Genomic DNA, 18,184 nt, shown 5'->3' on the forward strand with positions numbered 1-18,184 from the left:
GTAAAAATTGGCTTCTGATAACTATCCCTCCTTTTAAGAGAACTAAATTTTAATTCAGGGGCTTTGCGTTTAGGAAAGTGTTGTTTGATCAAGTAAAGAGCATCGTCATGACTAATCTTTACAGCGCTCGCCCCTTGCCAGGGTTGTGACTTTTGAAGAAGATCTCGCCCAGTGTAACCTGACTCATCAATTGAAAATATACTCATTTATTTTGTATCCATATCCGTTGTTTCAACCAAAATACCTTTTTGGAATGTATTGCACCATAGTCTTAAACCTGATTAATTAAAATCTTCGATGCAAGCAACATCTGCTTCTGGTATATAGCAGCCTTCAAAACAGTAGCACACCGTCATGGGGTGTCGGGGGTCGGAGGTTCAAATCCTCTCGTGCCGACCAAAATTCCCCTTAAGAACCAGCCTTTTATGGCTGGTTTTTTTTATGCCTGTTTTTTATACGGGGTATTGTTGGGGTAAAACCGGGGAATTATCCCGACGCGAATTAATGTCAGATCACCGGACAATCATCGAACTCAGCAGAGCGAGCATCATTGATGATGTAAGTGATCACCCCAAACACAGGCAGTACCGCATTGTAGTCACCAGTTTGTCCTGGTATCTCTTCACGTTTTCCGTTCTCCAGATTGACCAGATGAGGCTTTGGATGGGCACGGTAGCGCTTTATCCTTAACTCATTATCTATCCTACAAACGAGCAGAGAACCATCACATGGTGTTAGTGAGCTATCCACGACCAATAAAGCACCGTTCAAAATTCCTTCTCTCCAGTATGTCTGCCCTGCTCTCATGAAGTATGTAGCTGCTGGATGTTCAATAAATTTTGCGTCAAGCGATATGCTTCGCTCTACGTAGTCTGCTGCTGGAGATGGGAATCCCATGGTTCGATCCTCAATAATACTGTTTATACATACAGTATTATTGCTTAGCCATGAGATCAATAATTATCAGGAAAACAGTTATGTTTAATCTTTACGATCAGTTGTATCTACCTGAATAATCAAGATATACCCAAGCTCTTCCTGGTGTTACTGTTTTAGAGAATGCAGTTGATACCAGAGCTGCACCTATGACGTTGCTTCCTTGTGTTGCTGCGCATACTTTACCTTCGCTTCCCGTGATTTTTCCATTAGTTACAGCAGATCCAGGCTGTATTTCTCCTAATGATTGTTCATATTTAACTGCTGCAATGCCGCTTGTCTGTACAGATACTCTACCACCAACAGCACTGCTGTTTAGTGCAACACCGGCAGGTTGAAAATAATAGGATGTTTTCCCGGTCTTGCTGACACGTGACCCATATGCGTTTTCAACAACTAAATCCCCATCTTCTATGTATTCTGCCGCGACATAAAGCTGACTGAATCCAGTGATAATAATGGGGAAGCTACAATTATAGATTGTTCCAATATTGTCTACTTTCTGGCTTAGTTGCACTCTTCTCATTGGGACGCTGCCAGTTACAGTCAATGATGGTGTGACAGTTCCCTTAACTCCATTATCGAAACAGAGAAGATTTGCTAGCTCACCAAACAAAACACCACCGTTAATAGCAATTACATCTTCCTGTCCGCTACCAAAGTCAACAATTCTACCGCCATAAAACCCCTTAAGAGACTTGCAATTATTAAATTCTATTCTACAAGGTAACTGTTGGTTAGCTCTGTTATGCACTATCCACCCAGCCCCCTGTTTCTTTTCTGGAACGGTCTCTAAAGCGTTAAAGTTTCCATAAAAAAGACAGTCATTAATTGTAAACCTCTGCCCGCCATACATGCCAACCCCAAACGCATAATCGCATATATCAGCGCCATTCTTATTATTAACCATCATGCAGTCATCGATTTTTATATCGATTTCAGAATGGTCGTTAAAATCACAATGTATCGCATAGTTCATATTTGAACCAATAATGTTCAAACCTGATATTTTGCATCGTATCGGGAAATGGTCTACGGATTGGTATGGGTTTGTTGCTGTTTTAAATATATCCCTAACTCCAGCTGGCTCTGCTGACTGGAAATCATACTTAACAACTACTTTGTTAATTGCTTTTGTGCTTCTGGTTATGTCTACATAGTCCTTCAGGAGCACTTCTCGTGCTACATGCTCTCCTTCAAGAAGCTCTATTCTATATCGCTTATATTCACTATTATCTGTTATTGAGTCTAACGCAGACTGGATAGATGAATAAACTGGCGGATTTACCGCCAGGTTGTCAATTCCATCGGGGCTGACTTCTATGACTACGTGACTTGTTTGATTTTCCGACATAACCATCCTTCTATTATTAGTATGACTACGTTCAATTGCTATTGACTTTTCACTAAATGCAATAGGTAGGAGGCTCAATAAGAATGTTTTTTTTACAAATTCTCTTCTTGTTGATTTCATGTCGTGTAGCCAATTGTCAGTTTTGCTACATTATAACCTGTTATAATTCCTGGGGTACTGAAAATTCACCGTCGTCATATTGCCACCCAGGCAAGACTTCTGTGCTGCATGGAATCCATGCTAGTGACGGATGAAATCTCCCTTCCGGATTGATATCTGTTACTTCATTGACTATGCCGTCAATAATCAAAGCCCACATAAACACTCCTTTTTACCAGATGATGTAAACCGCTCCAGGTGCTCCAGCCCCACTTCTATATGTAGTAGCGCCACCAGAGTAAGGTGCTACTCCTGCTCCTCCGCTACCAGGTGATGCACCGTCTCTTTGCAGTTCTGCTGTAGAGTTAAACTGCGCAGAACCATTCTGAGCGGCACCTCCCCCCTCTCCGCCTCCTGTTCCTCCTGCTCTGTCTTGAGTGTTGGATACGTATGAGCATAGTATTCCGGGCTGGGATGGTGCTCCACGAAGGTTTATATCTCCTCCCGTCCCAACACCTCCAATTTGACCTGAAGACACATTAGATTGTGGTGCTCCAGTTGCTGAACAATATGAACCAAATGAAGAGGCTGATCCTGCGTTACCATTTGTTGATGCTGTTGTTACAGATGCCCCTCCCGCGCCAACGGTGACCGTTACAGATGAGACACCAGTTAGGTCCACTAACTTACGACTTTCTCCTCCTGCCGCACCACCTGATCCACCTGCTGTTACAGAACCAATAGAACCAGATGCACCGCCTCCAATAACTATAACCCAGGCCTTTCGGCCTTTTTTCAGTACGTCAGGTACGTTCCAACTCGTCACCCCAGCAGTATCAAAAACAACGCAGTTTTGCAGGCCGAAAGCGTCTTCTGTCAAACGAAGGTTTGCGAGAGCCGTTGCAATCGCCTCTGGACCATCTGATGCAATATCACCAAACGGATTAGATCGACTCAAAAGTAATGAACGAAGGGCAGTTAATAACTGATTGTGTTCCCCTTTATCCAGTTCTGCGCCGGATTCTTCTACCACCGCACAGAGTTCTTCCTGAAGCATGTCAAAATAATCATCGTCCAAATCAGTCGCCGGGGTTCCGGTCTGGGGATTCCCTCGGGTAAAGCCGTTCTTACCCGCGCCGAATTTATCTTTCTGCGCAGTTGCTGTATCTATACGGTGCATGAATTACTCCGGATATTTGAAAATTACGTAGGTATGAGAAGGGCAAAGCTTATTGAGGACACACTCCACAACAGTGTCTCCCCAGATTCTGATCGGTGAATCACAGGGATCGTTGCAAGTCATCCAGGTTGTTTCTGTCGATGACGGCATATTGACCTGCCAGTAATACCGCCAGTCCGTGGAATACACACCATCCGTACATTTTGAAGTGCAGGTAAATGTGCTTTTATCGTATCGCGTGATAGTCGCACCAGGCTTTCCAAGAGCAACAAGCTGGGCCAGATAAAACGCCTCGTTGATTCCACCAGCCAGGTTAACTTTTGCATCAAGCCGTTGTTGGCGCTGACGTATTGTCTGGGTTCCGGATGGAATACATTCATCAGGTAAACCACAGCATTTTTCCCAGCGGTTAATCAGTTCTGTGGTTGTTCGTGGATCGATTTCCAGCATCAGTGAATCAGCGCGCCGATGCACCCTGAGTAATGAGGGGGCGGTCCCCTTTATCGCCACATCATCAACTGTCCAGGCTGGCCCTGGCGGAAGAAGAGCGGCGAGCAGGTGAATATAATCATCTTCATTCACTGCCACGTTACGCCTCCAAGAACGGCCAGTTCATTCTTCGCGATCGGCGTATCAGCAGCCGGCGCAATCAGTTTGTGGCTGTGCTCACCAGCAGCAATTGAGATGGCTTCATTGATACGCGACAGCTCGAGAACCCCCTCCGGATAACCATCACGAAGGAGAAAAGAACGAAGTTCTGCCACTACTGCGGCTCGTGTTTCTGCATTATCCGGATTCAGATCAATAGTGAAATCGATGGTTTTAGGGGTCGCTTTGAAAACATACAAATCAGAACCCGCCACAGGGGCCAGTGGTTCAATATGCGCCTGCGCGGCTGCTACAGTTGCGTCATCCAGTATCGGATTGATCAGGTCACTACTCGCGACCATCACACCAACAGTGCCTGTCCCCATCCAGTGGCGGTAAGTCCAGGCGCGGGTGATCCCGGGAACCTCTTTAGCCCAGACAATATAATCACCATCTGCGCCACCCTGTGGGGTCCAGTAGTAACGTTCAAGAACACGGGAGCGCCACTCTTCAACATCCTCTACATCAACACCACCCACCAGCGTGTCAGCCATCCCGCCAGATGGCAGGCCATTAACCGGAGTGACAAGAGACAGCGAAGTGCCATCGTCCACATTTCCTGTAGTGCCATTAACATTACAAATAATGGGTAGCCGTAATACTCCACCAGCACTTTTAGCATCGGCCGTCGCTGTGTACTGAACAAAATCATCACGCTGGATGATGGCACCGGCTTTGACTGTCAGATTGTCAGCCACGCCATCCCATCGCATGAAACCAGCCGCTGCTGTTGCGGCCTTTCTCGGACACCGCTTCATGGCAGCATGACGGGCAAGCCATCCCTCATCACATAGATCAGGCAGCATATTCATTGCCAGATAATCGATATACCCATAAACCGTATGTAATGCCCCGGCATAGACTTTGGCCCTGACATCCTCATCCATCCGGCGAAGCTCATCATTGATATCCAGACGGGCAAAGAGATCGGTGCGTATCATGCTGATATTTTCAGCCAGTGTTGGCCGCTGGAATTCACTGTCCGCCATGAGTGATTACGCTCCATAAATCATTAAAGGAAATGGTAACCGGCCCGTCCCGGCGCCAGAGCACAATTTGATTACCGAGTTCGTTAATACCGGTTCGCTGAATATCGATGTCGATACGTGATACCACCCCATCATCAATCATCCACTGGAGTGCATCACGCAGATAAATTCGGACCTTGTTCACCAGGGCATTGGTCAACTTGCTGCGTTGTAACAGCCACAGTTTTGAACCGTAACGATCATTGGCAACAACTGGCCATGTATCGCCCCACCAGCCCATAGGGACATCAGCATTGTCATCCGGATCAGCACGACGATGTGTAAAAAGTGAAATAACCACAGCCCTTACCAACGGATTCAGCGACGAACTGACGCTAACCCGCTTACCATTTACCGTAAGCCAGAGTTCCATCATTCCCCCATCTGACTGGCCGGGGTATCAGTGTTGTTACCCTGCCCGTTTTCTTTGTGTTCATGACCGTTATAGATAATCCGCATCGCTGACATCGTCAGCCCGCCGGAATCACACAGATCCTTAATATGTCCCGTTGCCTCGATATCCATTTCAAAACGGGCTTTTGGGGCATTAACAAACCGGATTAGCTTCCCGGCTCCATCAACGATAATTCCAGAACGAGTGAGGTGAACCTTCTGACCGAGATCGTCATACAGTGCGACTTCACCCTCTTCCAGTCCGCGAAGCCGGTACCGGCGATCAGCAACCGCAATCACAATGCCGTGTGATCTGTCACCATCAGGGAACAGAACCACACCTTCAGCTCCCGGTTTCGCGTGAGAGGTAAACCCGTAATGCTCAAGATGTTCTATACCTGCTTTCGTCTGGGCACCGATAAGTTCAACATCCACCATCTGGCATTTACTGGCAGCATCAATACTTTTTACGACTGCGCGACCAATCAGACAAAGCACCTGCCTCTGTAAGCTTTGCATTACGCCCATCAGAACGGGTCCTCTTTGGCTTTTCGTTTTTTAGTACGTTTCTGCTTCTCATCTTCCGGTTCAGGAAGATAAGCATCCGGCGGCCCGACACGAAGTTCCGCTAATGTGCCGTTATTGTCTTTGGTGAATGACACTTCAGAAATGAGCAATTCACGGTTATTGAATCCGCATACAGGGTCAAAAACGATGACGCGCTGATTCGGTTGCCAGAGCGAGCCGTCACCCTGTCGCCAGCCCCAGACCACATAAGTGGTTTCGTCGGTACGTGCGGCACGTTGTCTGGCTTCAAACTCAGCGCGGGCAATACAGCTTGCTCCTGTTGATTGACCTGTCTGCTGCACAACCATCGGACGATAGCGCCCTATTCCTGCATCAGCAGTTTTTGACCTCAGAGCCGTAGTGGTTGCTGCCCCAAAATCATTATCATTCCCGGCGCGCTGGCCGGAGACCTGATAAGTTGAAAAGCGATCGCGGATACTTTTTTCGGTATCACAGGAAATAACGTTTTGCCCCAACACCAGGGCGGTATGCGCCCGCGTGGAACCCGGCACGCCGATAACCAGACGTCCTTTCGGATCGTCGTATGCCAGCGCCTGTTGCTGACCAAGCATTTTATTGAGGACTTCAATAACCGTCTCACCGTGATCTGGCTGAACGCCCGGTATTGCCGCAGCTGGGGCCCCCGAATCCACGACAGATATGCCAAATGGTTTCGCCAGTGCAGTGGCAACCTGAACAAGCGATTGCCCGTTGAACTGAGTTGGTTCTGCGGAACAGTCAATAAGGTCTGCCGTCAGACTGCGACCGCTGATCCCGGTGCTGATTGACCTCGCGTCATAGCGAACCGGCGTCGCCTCCACCCAGCCAGTGATGACCAGGTCATCCCCGATGAGGACTTCTACCTTGTCGCCATTTTTCACTTTTGGCTGCAGCGAGTCAAAGCCCTCACCACCAGGCCACTCACGGGTGATTTCAACGCTGAAGTCGCGCGCGATGCGCTCAATACCTGCGCCTATGCGAACAGATGTCCAGCCACCCCATTCCCGCCCGTTAACACGTAGCGTTACGTTATCGTTCATCGTACAGGAACCCTCAACGGAGACACTGGAACGAAGCCAGGATGTGCCACAGCGTTACGCTTTACGATATCTGACTCGCGATCCGCATTATCAAACCATGTGGCAGCCAGAACCAGCGCGGGTGTAACCTCATCCGGTGTTCTTATGACGGTCTTTGACGCCTGAGTTAACCGGGTTTTAATATCGTTATTGAGATCAGATTTCACTCTGCGGAGCGCCAGAAAAAGACGATCATCCGTGATGCGAGATAACTCTTTGTCAATGGCATCATTCAGTGTGTCGCGCACATCGACTAACTCATCCCATGTAGGCAAATCTACAGAAACCGTTTCTTCCTGGGCATTATTCAATGCCGGATGCGATACAACCGGCCAGCCAGTTGTTTCCTGTGTGGCATCACGCGCAGGTGTTACCGATGCAGGCAAACTTGTCACCGTGTACACGGCTTCACTGATTGCAGTCGTGCGGATCGCACTGGCAACATAATTGCTCTGTTGCGTTCTGTTTTTCGTCGTCGTGCTGTCAGTTTTCCAGACACCACGGGGAGCAAGATCACTCCCCAATGTGATGCCTGAGAAATTTTTAATCATGGTGTAAAGATCGCTGGCATTACCTGACAGACGATTGCCGGCACGCCACATCGTCTGTAGTTGTTCAATGAAACCCTTACCTGATGATGGCGGAGGCAATAACACTGAAATATCGCCCTGCAATAATCGGGCAGCAGAAGAAATACCAGAATCAACCATCGCCATTTTATCTGATACAAAACCGAGCATACTCTTTGCATCATCTAATACACCGCCCTGAACAAAGTCTGGCATGCCATCCATACCAAACTGATCAAAGCTATCGCTGATACAGTCATCTAGCGCTGAGCAGGATGAAACCAGTGTATTTGCCGTTGCAGTGCCAGCCGTTGGATATGAAAGCTCCCCGGCCTCAACGAACCGCAGATCGAAACGCACCATGCGCCCTTCACTGCTTGCGGTGCTGACATTAATCTCTCCGTCAACACAGACACTGATTTCCCCATATGTCGGATGTACCAGCGTACCCGGTCCCGGTTTGTTCAGCGCCTCAATAAGTCTGTCACGTTGATCAAAGCAGTCATCTCCGATCACATAGGCGGTGATGCCAGGACGTAGCGTTACCCTTCCTAAGTCCTCGCTATAAGGTTTATCGCGGTTTGGGTATTCATGCGTTTCAACCCGACGTCCTACCGGGGCCCCTTCATCTTCTACCTTGAACGGAACGCCGCGAAACGACGCTTCAACCAGTCTGTCTTTCCACGCCATATAAACTCCGGGTAATAAAAAACCCGCCGATTGGCGGGTTCATTAGATTTAGAAATTATTATTTTTGTAAGTAAAGCGAGCGTGTATAGGCCTGTTGCTGGCTTTCAATAAAAGCTTTAAGCTTCTCGGTAACAAATGAATTAATGTTACTACCTTTCTCCACAGGAATTTCCTTTGTCTCTAATGTTAAAGTAAACATAGGCTGATACTCACTGGTATATCTCACTGCAGATACAACCTCAAGTCTCGCATCATCAATAACGCTAAGGTTTTCAAGTGTGAGTTTATCCTCATTCTTAGATTTACCTGCGTTAAGCTCCTTGAGAAGGCTTTGGAGTTTTTCATTTAATTCGACCGAGAACTCATCTGGGTTTCCCTCAGAAATTAAAACCTGCTCTCCTTCCTTGAAATACAACTTAGCACTAACTAATTTTTTCTCTTTGTATATATCACCAAGTTTTATAGCACCACCCGATAGAGAGATGATATGTTCATCCTTAAATGAAATATTATCTGAAATCACCAGAGATGAGAACACTATAGATATGCCAAGTATTACACTTGCAATAATTGCATTTTTCATGTTGGACTCTTTTACTTTTAAAGAATGTGTAATGACGCGGGCATTACAATACCTTTTTTTACCCACCCATTCCAGTTCTTCCAATTCTGGTATACCCAACATCGTGATTTACATCAATTCCAGAAGCATGAGTGTCAGTAACCTTCATACCAGGTGGTGCATTCTCAAACTGAACAGTAACGGTTCCTTGCGGTTGAGCCGCCGTTCCCTGTTTGATCTGATAAGGGTTATATCCAGAACTAGCCACTCCTGTACCATACACACCGTAACCTCCTGCTCCCCACTGCGCAGCGTTTGCGGCAGCGACCGTATCACTGGCACCATCAGAGAACCACTCAATGATGGGCCTCAGCTTTTCCCACATGTCCTGGAACCATTTCACGATTGGTCCCCAGTTGTTAATGATGAGCCCCAGCGGAGACCAGTCGAATACTTTTTTGAGTATTCCCCATCCAGTTTCAAAATAAGGGCCAACCGTATCCCATAGCTTTTCAAAATATGGCCCAATGACATCCCAGTTAGAAATAATTAAACCAGCAGCCATGGCAATGCCAGTAGCAATCATACCGATTGGAGACATGGATAATACCCGGCTCACAATACCGATTGCGCCGCCCACCCCCATAAACCCCAATTTTAAGACAGTCAACCCGGCAGCCAGCCCAAATGCCCCCCTTATAACTCGCGGATTTTCATCGGCAAACTTCGTGAAGCGTTCGCCAAGCTCACCAAGCCACATGGTTATATTTTTCGCATCACCTGAAAACGCACCACCAATTGCTGCGAGACCGTTGGTTGCTGTGCCGGTCATTGCCTCCCAGAGGTTGGTTAATGTTCCAAGTTGGGCCTGAACACGGCTATTCAGGTTGGCCTGGCGGTTCATTTTTTGTTGAACTTGATCGTACCCATCTTTGCCTTTGTCGATCAGCGCGTTAACTACCTGTAGTGTTTCAGCATCATCGCCGAACAAAGCTTTCATTAACCCGGTACGCTTCACGTCTGACAGGCTTTTGAGCTTAGCTAATTGCAGGAATAAATTGTCCAGCCCACCAAAACTGCCTTTACCGTCAGTAAAGTCCAGGTTAATGCCCAGATTCTGACGCGCCAGCACCTTATTAACATCATTGACCTTTTTGACACTGAGGCCTGCCTGAATGACTTTGCGCACGGCGTTACCTGCCGACTCGCCCTGCATGCCCATCTGATCCATCATTACGCTGATCGGCGCCAGACCTTGCGCGGCTTTAAGCCCATCCTTATTTACCATCTGAAGTACGGAGCTGGTTTTTGTAAAAAACGACAACATATTGGTATCGTCGACGCCCAGGTAAAAGGCTTTCTGGATCGTATCGAATAACCCCATCATGTCATCTGAGGCTGTGCCAGTTGCATCCTGCATCTTTGCCGCGAACTCAGCCGCAGCCTCAGGTGTTTTCTTCAACTGAACAGCCAGGTAAGCCGTGGCTTTACCCACCCCGCCGAGGATATTTTCTGCGGGAATACCCTGGCGCACCAGCATCTGCATCATGTTCTGAAAGTCTGCCGTTGTACCCGGCAACTGGTTACCCAGCCCGACTGCCAATTTATTGATGCTTTCGAAGCTTTTCCCGACCTCCCCATTTGCCTGCATCATGGCAACCTTAAGACCCGTAGCAGCATTTTCCTGATCGGCGTATGTCTTCAGCGACAGTGTTAGACCAGCAGCAAGCCCTGCGGCCATCCCAAGCCCGCCTTTAGAACTTGCCTCTGCCTGGCGTTTAAAACCACGGATGTTTTTTTGCATCCGAGAAAGCGCTGGAGAAAGCTTATCGACACCGGTGATGAGCGCTTTTAGTTCAAACTCAGCCATTGATCCGCTTCTCCTCTTCTATCCTGTTTGCCTGGCTGACCAGTAAAGGAATCTCACTGATTGGCTTGTTCAGTAATTCAAAAGGGTTAATGCGCCAGTAACTGGCGCAGTCAAAATAGCGATCAGTGAGATATTCCGCCGTCAGCCCTGGAGGAAAAAACCAGCCACCAGCCAACCAGCAGCATTTAGATCACCAGGAGACATCTGGTCTACAGTGCTTAGCGGCACATTTGCCAGCCTGACAATGTATTTCGCAATGATGTGCGCCTGGAGTTTGATTGATTCGTCCTGGTTCATCTGATAGGGATAACCCAACTCGCGGACATCTTTCCCCGTCGGCTCGTTAAATTCCAGGACACTGAGCGATTCGCCATGTGCAGTGATCGGGTGATTTAATTCAAGTTCCTGCATTACTGGTAATCTCCTTCTTCACCGTGAAATTCAAGATCCACCGTGCCTTCTTCAGCATTATGGTTTGCTTCTCCATGCAGCCAGGCAGACGACAGAACATAGACCTGACCATTCGCCAGTTCGGCGGTAATAGTCATCTGATCTGCTGTTGTAATTTTGCTGACGGGAAAATCCTTCGGTACCTTGTAAGTACCCTTAACATAAGGTGCGCGGTGCGTTTCTTTGCGATCCACTGAACCATCCAGCCCAATGACATCATCATTGACCTTCGTGTTCATCGGCACCTCAATGCCGCCGGTCATTGATAGCTGCTGACCGTCTACTTTGAAATAACAGGTACCACCAATCTTCGACATTATGCGGCCTCCTCTGGATACTGAAGACGGAACTGGTTAACCACTGCGAAGACGCGCAACTGGTTGACATAATCAGGTGGGAACAGCGTATTCAGGCGGTTCGGATCATTAGCATCACGCTCAACAATCAGGTACTTCTTGAAGAGCTCATAATTTTCAACGATGCCCGCACGTTCCAGCTGGCGATACGTTGCCAGTAACTCACCTTTGATGACCGACGGCGTCACAATTGCCTGACCGGGGCCAAAACGGGTACCGTCGTTCGCCAGTTTATGACGGCCGTATTTACTGGTAATCACTGACTTGAGGCGGCGCAGAACGTATGCGCTGGTATGCAGGGTTTCACTGTCAAGATAACTGTTATCCGCAGAACCATACGCGTTTTTCTTATACGTGGTGACATCGCGCTGAACGCGCAGAATGCCGCTTTCAACATATGCGGTAGCGACACCATGCGACAAAAGAGACTGCTGCTCTGTCATGGTAAAGCGCTTGCCCTTCGGGGCTGGCAACATACCAACCAGCTCCCCGGTCTGTGTCGGTCGTGCCGGGTCATTACGGATGAATACCGCAGCACGAGCGGTGCGACTTGCCGCCAGTTCATCGGCAGGCGTCTGGGTCTCCTTCTCGTAACCGGACAGGGTAATATGCTGAAGATTGAACATATCTCCGGCGGTAACCAGCTCGGAAAGCGTACCCAGTCTGGCTGTGTACACATGGCCATACAACTGGCGGGCATAACTCCAGCGACCGCTGGTGTCGTTCATTTCGTTCGACAGCGTGTTCACAGAAGCAGCATCATTGAAAGGATGACCGATATAGTCAAACGGTTCATCGGCCATCGCTGCGATCGTTCCAGTAAGCACCGGCGCACCAGTTCCTGCCGTGCCAGACGCTACCGCAATCTGAATACCTGCCGGAAGCACCTCACCACCACCAAAACCGTAATAATTCAGAGATACCGGAATTTCATTACCGCACAAACCTTTATGGCGAGCGGTCAGTGTGACCACGCCAGCGGCCGCAGCAGAGGTAAACGGAAGGTCGGCATTGGCATTGATTGCTGCACTGATCGCAGTAGCAACGGCGGCAACATCATCCCCATTGATGACAGCAGCCTGTACACGGGTGCGTCCGATATACAGATTCACTGTACCGGTTTCCGTCGCGGCACCTGTCACTGTAATCGTTACAGTCGCGGCAGCACCTGTGGCTTCCGGTACCGCAATAATGTACAACTCGCCAAACGGATCGGTTTCGCGGTATGCGGTAACCATGCGGGCTAGCTGGCTACCCGGACCGCAAATCTGACGCGCATAATCTTTAGAAGGCATCAGGATCAGACTTTCCTTCTCAATCGTCGCGTCCGCATTGGCGTAGCCGATCAAAAGAGCAGGACCGGAATCCTGGGTGGTATTCGCCGCCGAGCTGTCCATTTCCGCATAAAACAGCGGTACCAGCGTGCCCGATGGGATGGTGTTCATACTAATCGTCATTGGCTTTCACCTTTTTATTAACGCGCCGAACATCACCAGCCGCGACGCGCCGCAGCCAGTAGTTATTCTCTTCAACATTTCGCCCTTCAGAGGGCAAAAGGTCGCCTCGGGCAGGGTCAGGAACTGACCGCCCTTTTGCGGGTTTTACAAACATATGGCCTCTCAGGAAGGGAGATTTATTTCAGTGTGAAGCTCAATATCGCCATCAGGACCACTCCCCGGATCAATAAAGTCCACATCAATGGAAAGCGTTCTGAATTCATCAAGGCTATTAAGCTCATCCTGTTGACGCGTATCATCCTCAGTCAGCTCATTCTCAACAGTGAAATCGAACTGATAGCTGAGTTCGTGGCGATTCACATCCAGCAATGTTCCACCGGCATAGGTGACAGGGTTTCCACGCTCCTCCGGATTCCATCCGAGAAGTGCTTTGAACAACACCTGCCGGATGTCGTAGACCACATCATATGATGCGAACTGCCCTCGCTCATCCCGGCCATTACTGACAAAAACAATCACCGAGAAACTCTCGGTAAGATCCTGCCAGTAATCTGTCTGGCTTTTTTGCTCTCCGGGGGAATCATCACCGGGAACAACATATGCCGCAGGGAGTCGCATTTTGCCGATTTCAGGCAGATCTTTAAACTGAGCAGCACCGGCTACACGGTTCTCAAAAACGGGGCAGTTTGCCCGTAGTGTTGCAATGATGGGTGAAAGTTTCATCAGCGGCGTTTCTCCGGCTTAAGTGACTGGCGCAACTCACGGGCAAGGTAGTACCGCGTCCACGGACTGTTTTTTTGCAGCGTCTCAACCATGAAGTTATTACGCGGAGCAAGACGCCAGCCGCTACCGCCAGACGCTCCACGATGGTGACTACGCTGACGACGTGCACCGCCACGAACACCGTAGAAAAGAAACGCCGGGTAAAAGTCACCGGCGATCATTCTGTTTCCCTGCCCGTTTCGCTGGTTTGGTGCAATACGGGTCATGAACCCCGGGCGTCGCCCGCTTGCTTTTGGCACCATATAGCCGATGGATTTCGCCAGTCGACCAGTCTGGTAACCAGGGTTTTCACCACCTTCTGATCGCCCACGACGCATTACCAGCCGGCGCGCATCACGCATGTGCCTCTGCCCGATATGGACAAACGCCCGCCGCACCCGCGCGCGGTTGAAGCGCATTTCCTTTGGTTGCTGAAAATCAACGTGTAAAAAGGGTTGTGCCATTACCGCTCCCTCCGGTTGATGCTGGCTCCGCGCCCAGTACAGTGCATTCAAGCAACAGAAACCGCCGCTTGCTGTTCAGGTCCCGAGCCCGCTTAACGCGATAAACCTCATCCCCGTGCACCACCTCAAAATCGCTGGTAATCCCCCGGCGATAACGCAAAGTGATGTAGTGAGTGATGGCATTATCCGTCTGGGCTGTCTCCTGGTATGTGGTCGCGCTGGTCTGTACCACCTTCGCCCACGCTTTATACGAAATGGGGTAAACCGGCATTGTGCCAAGGTCATCAGAAGGTGAGTCAACCCGCTGACGGATAAGAACCCGTTTATCAAGTTCCCCGGGGTCTGGCAGCAGATAAGTTGCGCTGGTCTGCGCTTGCCGGATTTTCATCGTGGATAAAACCTGTGCGGCCCAACAAGCCAGGTGTAGGTTAATGGAAGTTCAACCATTTCTACCTCACTGACAGCTGAGCGGTTTTCATAAAAATGGGTGATAAGAAACAGAATCCCCAGACGAATATCTTTTGTTAACGTTATTCCATCAGGATCGGTCTCAGGGATCGTTATTTCCTGAGAATAAATTTTCCGGTTGAGGTATGTTTCAGTCCTGCTCTCAGCTGCTTCTCCAATAAGAGTCAGATATTCATCTTCCTCTGTATAATCAGGTTCAAGACGCAGTTGTTTCTTGATTTCATCTATTCCTACAAGCATTGGCATCACCCATAAAAAAACCCGCAATGCGGGTTATTTTTTCGCTTTCTTGCCTGGCTGCTCTGGCTGCTCTGGCTGCTCTGGCTGCTCTGGCTGCTCTGGCTGCTCTGGCTGCTCTGGCTGCTCTGGCTGCTCAATATTTTTTTGCCCCACGCCACTCTGGTCAAGAATGCCGAGTTGCAAAGCAATCTCTACAGCGCGAGGTGGAAGTTCCTGATGTTCTCCGGCAGAAATGGTTTCAACATGGCATCCGTCAGGGGACCATTTCAAAGTTTGTAATAATTTAACCATGATGATTACTCAACTAAGAAAGGGGCATACGCCCCTTTTAGGTTATGCGCCAGCACCAATCTGTAGGAGCTTGATAGCCTGAGAATCGGCCAGCATACCGCCGGTGCGTTTAGTGGTGTAGAAACCAACAAAAGGCTTATTGGTATACGGGTCACGAAGGATGCGGGTACCGATACGATCAACGAGCGTATAGCCACGGTTAAAGTTACCAAACGCAATAGCTTTAGCGTCAGCAGCAATATCAGGCATTTGCTCATTCTCGGCAACACCATATCCTACCAGAGAGGAAGGCTGCCCCAACTCAAGTCCTGGGCGCCAGAGATAGTTACCTTCCGAGTCCTTCAGGATACGAACCGCAAACAGGCTATTGTTGTTCATCATGAACTTAGCCCCATTACGGTGTACCTTACGCAGGGTATAAACAAGTTTGATGATCGCATCAGCCGTCACACCAGCCGCCGCACCTGACAGGATGTGCTGCAGTGTGCCAAATGCACGGGTTTTATCGTCATCCAGGGAAGAAGCATATGCCAGGAAACCTTTTGGTTTCTTTGTCCCATTGCCGTTGGTGAAGGCAATTTCTTCCTGTTCCGAAAACTCAACCGCCAGCTCGCTGTTGATCCAGTCCTCAACGTTGAAGAAGGCATCATCCAACATCGTCTGGGTTGCCTGGGGATTACCGTATATTTCACCCATGAATGGCTCAATCTGACCGAGTTTGGAGGCATCCGTAGCCGGACGAGCATCCGTTTCACCAACCCAGCCAGACGCAGTACCGCCAAGGTTAACCAGTTTTTTATAGTTTGCGCCGCCAACGGTGATGGTCGTCGCTTCCTGGCGCATCACCACTTCATCTTTCAGCAGATCCAGGATAGTGCGATCAAGTTCTTCCGGTACGGCATAACCACCGTCTTCATCGACGCCGACCTGTAGAGCTTTACGCTCCAGATCGCGAAGGCCATCATCTTTACCCTTACGCATAAAATCGAGAAATGCCGTTTTGTGTTCACTTGCGGCCTTGCTCTGAGGTCCACCAGCAGGACGTTTTACCTGCTTCAGTTCTTCTTCCAGAGCAGATTTAAGTTCGTCCAGTTCAGATAACTTACTGTTTAAGGTTTCAACCTCACCGGCAAGTTTGCCCTTTTCTTGCTCAACAGCCTCCAGCCGCTTATCGTTCTTTTCTTTGAACGCATCAAACTTAGCCTGTAGCTCCTGCGCAACCTGTTCTACATCTTTTTGTTCTACTGCCATGTTGTTTCTCTCCGGTTCAGAAATTCAGTGATTTAAGTGCATTCAGACCAGCAGTCACATCAGCATCGCGCTGACTGATTGCGCTATAGCCCCCGGCCATGAATGCTTTGGCCTGGGAGCGAGAGAGCCCAACATCGCGCAGGACTCGTTCGATACATTTCTGTGATGGTGTTTCACCACGTGCCAGCATGCTTTTCACATCACTGATGCGGGCCTCATCATTAGATGGGAACGTGACGGGGCTGACTTCCCAGAGGTCGATCTCTTTCAACAGAAATGCTTCTTTGGTTTTGTCGTATTCCCAGTCATTCAACCAATAGCCAATAGAAAGGCCGGTTATAGAACCGGCCTTCATGTGTCCGTGAGCGCGCTTCGCCAGCGGGTCATCATCAATGAGTAATCGCCCTTTAACGTAAAGGCCAACATCATCCTCTTTCATTTCGGTGTAGACACCGATCGGTTCAGCGGTCTGGTGTTGCCAGAGAAGTGCCGGCATCCGCCCCTTTTCTTTCCACGTCTGTAGCGATTTTGTGAAGGCACCAGGAACCACAATATCGCCGTAGCTGTCCTTCACGCCGAATACCGAACCGTAGCCCTCAAACTCGCCGGTTTCACTGACAGACTTCAGTTTCAGCGGGACATCAAGTCGCTGTTTTGTTGACGGTCGTTCAGACGGGTTCATCGTCATGTGGTGGATCCTCGGTTGATTTTTGTTTGCTGCCGTCGGACGGTTTAGTTGTCATGTTCATTGGCGTCAGATAGATGTCTCCGCCTGGCCGGGGGTTGCGATCCTCCAGTTCCAGACAGTCATTCGGTGAAAACATGCCCCAGTTGATGCCGGTGGCGTACGCATCGAATCGAGATTTCATATCACCGCGCAGTAGAGCGCCAGCGTTGAATTTTGCGAAAAACTGCCCACGCTTGGACTTCTTCACCAGTCCGACGTTGATTCGCTGTTCTATACGGGTCATGTAGGGAACCAGTGAATAATTGATAAACCCAATTCCCAGATTCTCGATGTTGTTGAATGTCGCGCGATCAGTGTTCTGCACCATGTGCATCGGTACCCGGTAGAGACGACAAATTTCCTCAAGCTGGAATTTTCTGGTTTCAAGGAACTGCGCGTCTTCGGCGGATAAGGCCATTTGTTTCCACTGCAACCCCATTTCAAGGATCATCGGTTTGTGAGCATTACCCAGTCCCTGATGTTTCTCTTCAAAATCGTTTTTCAGTCGTTCAAATGCCTGATCTGTAAGTTGCTGTTCTGTCTGCAATACACCTGATGTAACCGCGCCATTACTGAACAGGCGGGCACCGTGCTCTTCAGTAGCCAGTCCAAGAGCGACCGCCTGTCTGGCATATGCGATTGGATTCAGACCAACCAGCCCGTCAAATGTGAGGGTTCGAACGTGCCAGATTTCCTCCTGAGTAAGGATGTCGGATGTGCCATCCGGAAACGTAACCTGGTAA

23 protein-coding genes and 1 pseudogene are annotated in these 18,184 nt (G+C 49.1%); all 24 read right to left on the minus strand.

Translation table 11 applies throughout. The features are described 5' to 3' along the window. Positions 1 to 206, minus strand: a pseudogene (locus tag AB7E14_RS06760) (hypothetical protein); the annotation flags it as partial. 301 nt (positions 207 to 507) lie between these two features. Then, the gene (locus AB7E14_RS06765) at positions 508 to 912 is read right to left on the minus strand and encodes a S24 family peptidase (protein WP_428169427.1); all 405 of its coding nucleotides are present in this window, start codon (positions 910 to 912) and stop codon (positions 508 to 510) included. A gap of 82 nt (positions 913 to 994) precedes the next feature. Then, the gene (locus AB7E14_RS06770) at positions 995 to 2,410 is read right to left on the minus strand and encodes a hypothetical protein (RefSeq protein ID WP_428169412.1); all 1,416 of its coding nucleotides are present in this window, start codon (positions 2,408 to 2,410) and stop codon (positions 995 to 997) included. A gap of 211 nt (positions 2,411 to 2,621) precedes the next feature. Further along, positions 2,622 to 3,569: a glycine-rich domain-containing protein gene (locus AB7E14_RS06775; RefSeq protein WP_428169413.1), complete on the minus strand. Its 948-nt coding sequence runs from the start codon at positions 3,567 to 3,569 to the stop codon at positions 2,622 to 2,624. 3 nt (positions 3,570 to 3,572) lie between these two features. Continuing rightward, complete coding sequence (locus AB7E14_RS06780; protein ID WP_072200573.1) at positions 3,573 to 4,157, minus strand: YmfQ family protein; 585 nt, start codon at positions 4,155 to 4,157, stop codon at positions 3,573 to 3,575. Beyond that, positions 4,148 to 5,206, minus strand: a complete 1,059-nt coding sequence (locus AB7E14_RS06785; protein ID WP_428169414.1) for a baseplate J/gp47 family protein — start codon at positions 5,204 to 5,206, stop codon at positions 4,148 to 4,150. The genes AB7E14_RS06780 and AB7E14_RS06785 overlap by 10 nt, the downstream gene beginning before the upstream one ends. Then, a complete protein-coding gene (locus AB7E14_RS06790; protein WP_046401754.1) occupies positions 5,193 to 5,618 on the minus strand; it encodes a phage GP46 family protein in 426 nt (141 codons plus the stop codon). The genes AB7E14_RS06785 and AB7E14_RS06790 overlap by 14 nt, the downstream gene beginning before the upstream one ends. Next, positions 5,618 to 6,166, minus strand: coding sequence for a phage baseplate assembly protein V (locus AB7E14_RS06795; RefSeq protein WP_428169415.1), 549 nt, complete (start codon positions 6,164 to 6,166; stop codon positions 5,618 to 5,620). Before AB7E14_RS06795 ends, AB7E14_RS06790 begins: the two co-directional genes overlap by 1 nt. After that, the gene (locus AB7E14_RS06800) at positions 6,166 to 7,245 is read right to left on the minus strand and encodes a phage baseplate assembly protein (RefSeq protein WP_428169416.1); all 1,080 of its coding nucleotides are present in this window, start codon (positions 7,243 to 7,245) and stop codon (positions 6,166 to 6,168) included. The genes AB7E14_RS06795 and AB7E14_RS06800 overlap by 1 nt, the downstream gene beginning before the upstream one ends. Then, positions 7,242 to 8,543, minus strand: a complete 1,302-nt coding sequence (locus AB7E14_RS06805) for a DNA circularization protein (RefSeq protein ID WP_428169417.1) — start codon at positions 8,541 to 8,543, stop codon at positions 7,242 to 7,244. Before AB7E14_RS06805 ends, AB7E14_RS06800 begins: the two co-directional genes overlap by 4 nt. Before the next feature lie 58 nt (positions 8,544 to 8,601). Then, positions 8,602 to 9,126 carry a hypothetical protein gene (locus tag AB7E14_RS06810; protein WP_428169418.1) on the minus strand — a complete coding sequence of 175 codons (525 nt, stop codon included), beginning with the start codon at positions 9,124 to 9,126 and terminating at the stop codon, positions 8,602 to 8,604. A gap of 58 nt (positions 9,127 to 9,184) precedes the next feature. Then, positions 9,185 to 10,975, minus strand: coding sequence for a phage tail tape measure protein (locus AB7E14_RS06815; protein WP_428169419.1), 1,791 nt, complete (start codon positions 10,973 to 10,975; stop codon positions 9,185 to 9,187). A 141-nt stretch (positions 10,976 to 11,116) separates the two neighbouring features. Next, entirely contained in the window at positions 11,117 to 11,386 is a 270-nt protein-coding gene (locus AB7E14_RS06820; protein WP_428169420.1) for a phage tail assembly protein, read from the minus strand. Next, complete coding sequence (locus tag AB7E14_RS06825; protein ID WP_428169421.1) at positions 11,386 to 11,742, minus strand: phage tail tube protein; 357 nt, start codon at positions 11,740 to 11,742, stop codon at positions 11,386 to 11,388. Before AB7E14_RS06825 ends, AB7E14_RS06820 begins: the two co-directional genes overlap by 1 nt. Continuing rightward, entirely contained in the window at positions 11,742 to 13,238 is a 1,497-nt protein-coding gene (locus AB7E14_RS06830) for a phage tail sheath subtilisin-like domain-containing protein (protein ID WP_428169422.1), read from the minus strand. The genes AB7E14_RS06825 and AB7E14_RS06830 overlap by 1 nt, the downstream gene beginning before the upstream one ends. Then, on the minus strand, positions 13,228 to 13,392 hold the full coding sequence (locus tag AB7E14_RS06835) for a DUF2635 domain-containing protein (RefSeq protein WP_072157998.1): 165 nt from the start codon (positions 13,390 to 13,392) through the stop codon (positions 13,228 to 13,230). Before AB7E14_RS06835 ends, AB7E14_RS06830 begins: the two co-directional genes overlap by 11 nt. 8 nt (positions 13,393 to 13,400) lie before the next feature. Then, positions 13,401 to 13,961, minus strand: a complete 561-nt coding sequence (locus AB7E14_RS06840; RefSeq protein WP_428169423.1) for a phage tail terminator protein — start codon at positions 13,959 to 13,961, stop codon at positions 13,401 to 13,403. Continuing rightward, entirely contained in the window at positions 13,961 to 14,464 is a 504-nt protein-coding gene (locus tag AB7E14_RS06845) for a hypothetical protein (RefSeq protein WP_125339044.1), read from the minus strand. The genes AB7E14_RS06840 and AB7E14_RS06845 overlap by 1 nt, the downstream gene beginning before the upstream one ends. Next, positions 14,439 to 14,852, minus strand: a complete 414-nt coding sequence (locus tag AB7E14_RS06850; RefSeq protein WP_428169424.1) for a phage head closure protein — start codon at positions 14,850 to 14,852, stop codon at positions 14,439 to 14,441. The genes AB7E14_RS06845 and AB7E14_RS06850 overlap by 26 nt, the downstream gene beginning before the upstream one ends. Then, entirely contained in the window at positions 14,849 to 15,172 is a 324-nt protein-coding gene (locus tag AB7E14_RS06855) for a head-tail connector protein (protein WP_158114733.1), read from the minus strand. The genes AB7E14_RS06850 and AB7E14_RS06855 overlap by 4 nt, the downstream gene beginning before the upstream one ends. Before the next feature lie 33 nt (positions 15,173 to 15,205). Then, positions 15,206 to 15,463 carry a hypothetical protein gene (locus AB7E14_RS06860; protein ID WP_046401742.1) on the minus strand — a complete coding sequence of 86 codons (258 nt, stop codon included), beginning with the start codon at positions 15,461 to 15,463 and terminating at the stop codon, positions 15,206 to 15,208. A gap of 42 nt (positions 15,464 to 15,505) precedes the next feature. Next, positions 15,506 to 16,714 (minus strand): phage major capsid protein, encoded by a 1,209-nt coding sequence (locus AB7E14_RS06865; protein WP_428169425.1) that lies wholly within the window; start codon positions 16,712 to 16,714, stop codon positions 15,506 to 15,508. Positions 16,715 to 16,730: 16 nt separating this feature from the next. Beyond that, positions 16,731 to 17,396 carry an HK97 family phage prohead protease gene (locus AB7E14_RS06870; RefSeq protein WP_127522985.1) on the minus strand — a complete coding sequence of 222 codons (666 nt, stop codon included), beginning with the start codon at positions 17,394 to 17,396 and terminating at the stop codon, positions 16,731 to 16,733. Continuing rightward, on the minus strand, positions 17,383 to 18,184 hold an 802-nt coding region (locus AB7E14_RS06875), incomplete at its 5' end, for a phage portal protein (protein WP_428169426.1). The genes AB7E14_RS06870 and AB7E14_RS06875, both read right to left, overlap by 14 nt.

It is taken from the genome of Citrobacter sp. (assembly GCF_050252275.1).
GTDB lineage: Bacteria > Pseudomonadota > Gammaproteobacteria > Enterobacterales > Enterobacteriaceae > Citrobacter_A > Citrobacter_A amalonaticus.

Coding starts and splice junctions, on each gene's coding strand:
- AB7E14_RS06840 (WP_428169423.1), bottom strand. CDS start 13,961: ATGAAACTTTCACCCATCATTGCAACACTACGGGCAAACTGCCCCGTT.
- AB7E14_RS06775 (WP_428169413.1), bottom strand. CDS start 3,569: ATGCACCGTATAGATACAGCAACTGCGCAGAAAGATAAATTCGGCGCG.
- AB7E14_RS06865 (WP_428169425.1), bottom strand. CDS start 16,714: ATGGCAGTAGAACAAAAAGATGTAGAACAGGTTGCGCAGGAGCTACAG.
- AB7E14_RS06800 (WP_428169416.1), bottom strand. CDS start 7,245: ATGAACGATAACGTAACGCTACGTGTTAACGGGCGGGAATGGGGTGGC.
- AB7E14_RS06805 (WP_428169417.1), bottom strand. CDS start 8,543: ATGGCGTGGAAAGACAGACTGGTTGAAGCGTCGTTTCGCGGCGTTCCG.
- AB7E14_RS06860 (WP_046401742.1), bottom strand. CDS start 15,463: ATGGTTAAATTATTACAAACTTTGAAATGGTCCCCTGACGGATGCCAT.
- AB7E14_RS06815 (WP_428169419.1), bottom strand. CDS start 10,975: ATGGCTGAGTTTGAACTAAAAGCGCTCATCACCGGTGTCGATAAGCTT.
- AB7E14_RS06810 (WP_428169418.1), bottom strand. CDS start 9,126: ATGAAAAATGCAATTATTGCAAGTGTAATACTTGGCATATCTATAGTG.
- AB7E14_RS06790 (WP_046401754.1), bottom strand. CDS start 5,618: ATGGAACTCTGGCTTACGGTAAATGGTAAGCGGGTTAGCGTCAGTTCG.
- AB7E14_RS06820 (WP_428169420.1), bottom strand. CDS start 11,386: ATGCAGGAACTTGAATTAAATCACCCGATCACTGCACATGGCGAATCG.
- AB7E14_RS06785 (WP_428169414.1), bottom strand. CDS start 5,206: ATGGCGGACAGTGAATTCCAGCGGCCAACACTGGCTGAAAATATCAGC.
- AB7E14_RS06770 (WP_428169412.1), bottom strand. CDS start 2,410: ATGAAATCAACAAGAAGAGAATTTGTAAAAAAAACATTCTTATTGAGC.
- AB7E14_RS06845 (WP_125339044.1), bottom strand. CDS start 14,464: ATGGCACAACCCTTTTTACACGTTGATTTTCAGCAACCAAAGGAAATG.
- AB7E14_RS06795 (WP_428169415.1), bottom strand. CDS start 6,166: ATGGGCGTAATGCAAAGCTTACAGAGGCAGGTGCTTTGTCTGATTGGT.
- AB7E14_RS06855 (WP_158114733.1), bottom strand. CDS start 15,172: ATGCTTGTAGGAATAGATGAAATCAAGAAACAACTGCGTCTTGAACCT.
- AB7E14_RS06850 (WP_428169424.1), bottom strand. CDS start 14,852: ATGAAAATCCGGCAAGCGCAGACCAGCGCAACTTATCTGCTGCCAGAC.
- AB7E14_RS06830 (WP_428169422.1), bottom strand. CDS start 13,238: ATGACGATTAGTATGAACACCATCCCATCGGGCACGCTGGTACCGCTG.
- AB7E14_RS06825 (WP_428169421.1), bottom strand. CDS start 11,742: ATGTCGAAGATTGGTGGTACCTGTTATTTCAAAGTAGACGGTCAGCAG.
- AB7E14_RS06835 (WP_072157998.1), bottom strand. CDS start 13,392: ATGTTTGTAAAACCCGCAAAAGGGCGGTCAGTTCCTGACCCTGCCCGA.
- AB7E14_RS06870 (WP_127522985.1), bottom strand. CDS start 17,396: ATGAACCCGTCTGAACGACCGTCAACAAAACAGCGACTTGATGTCCCG.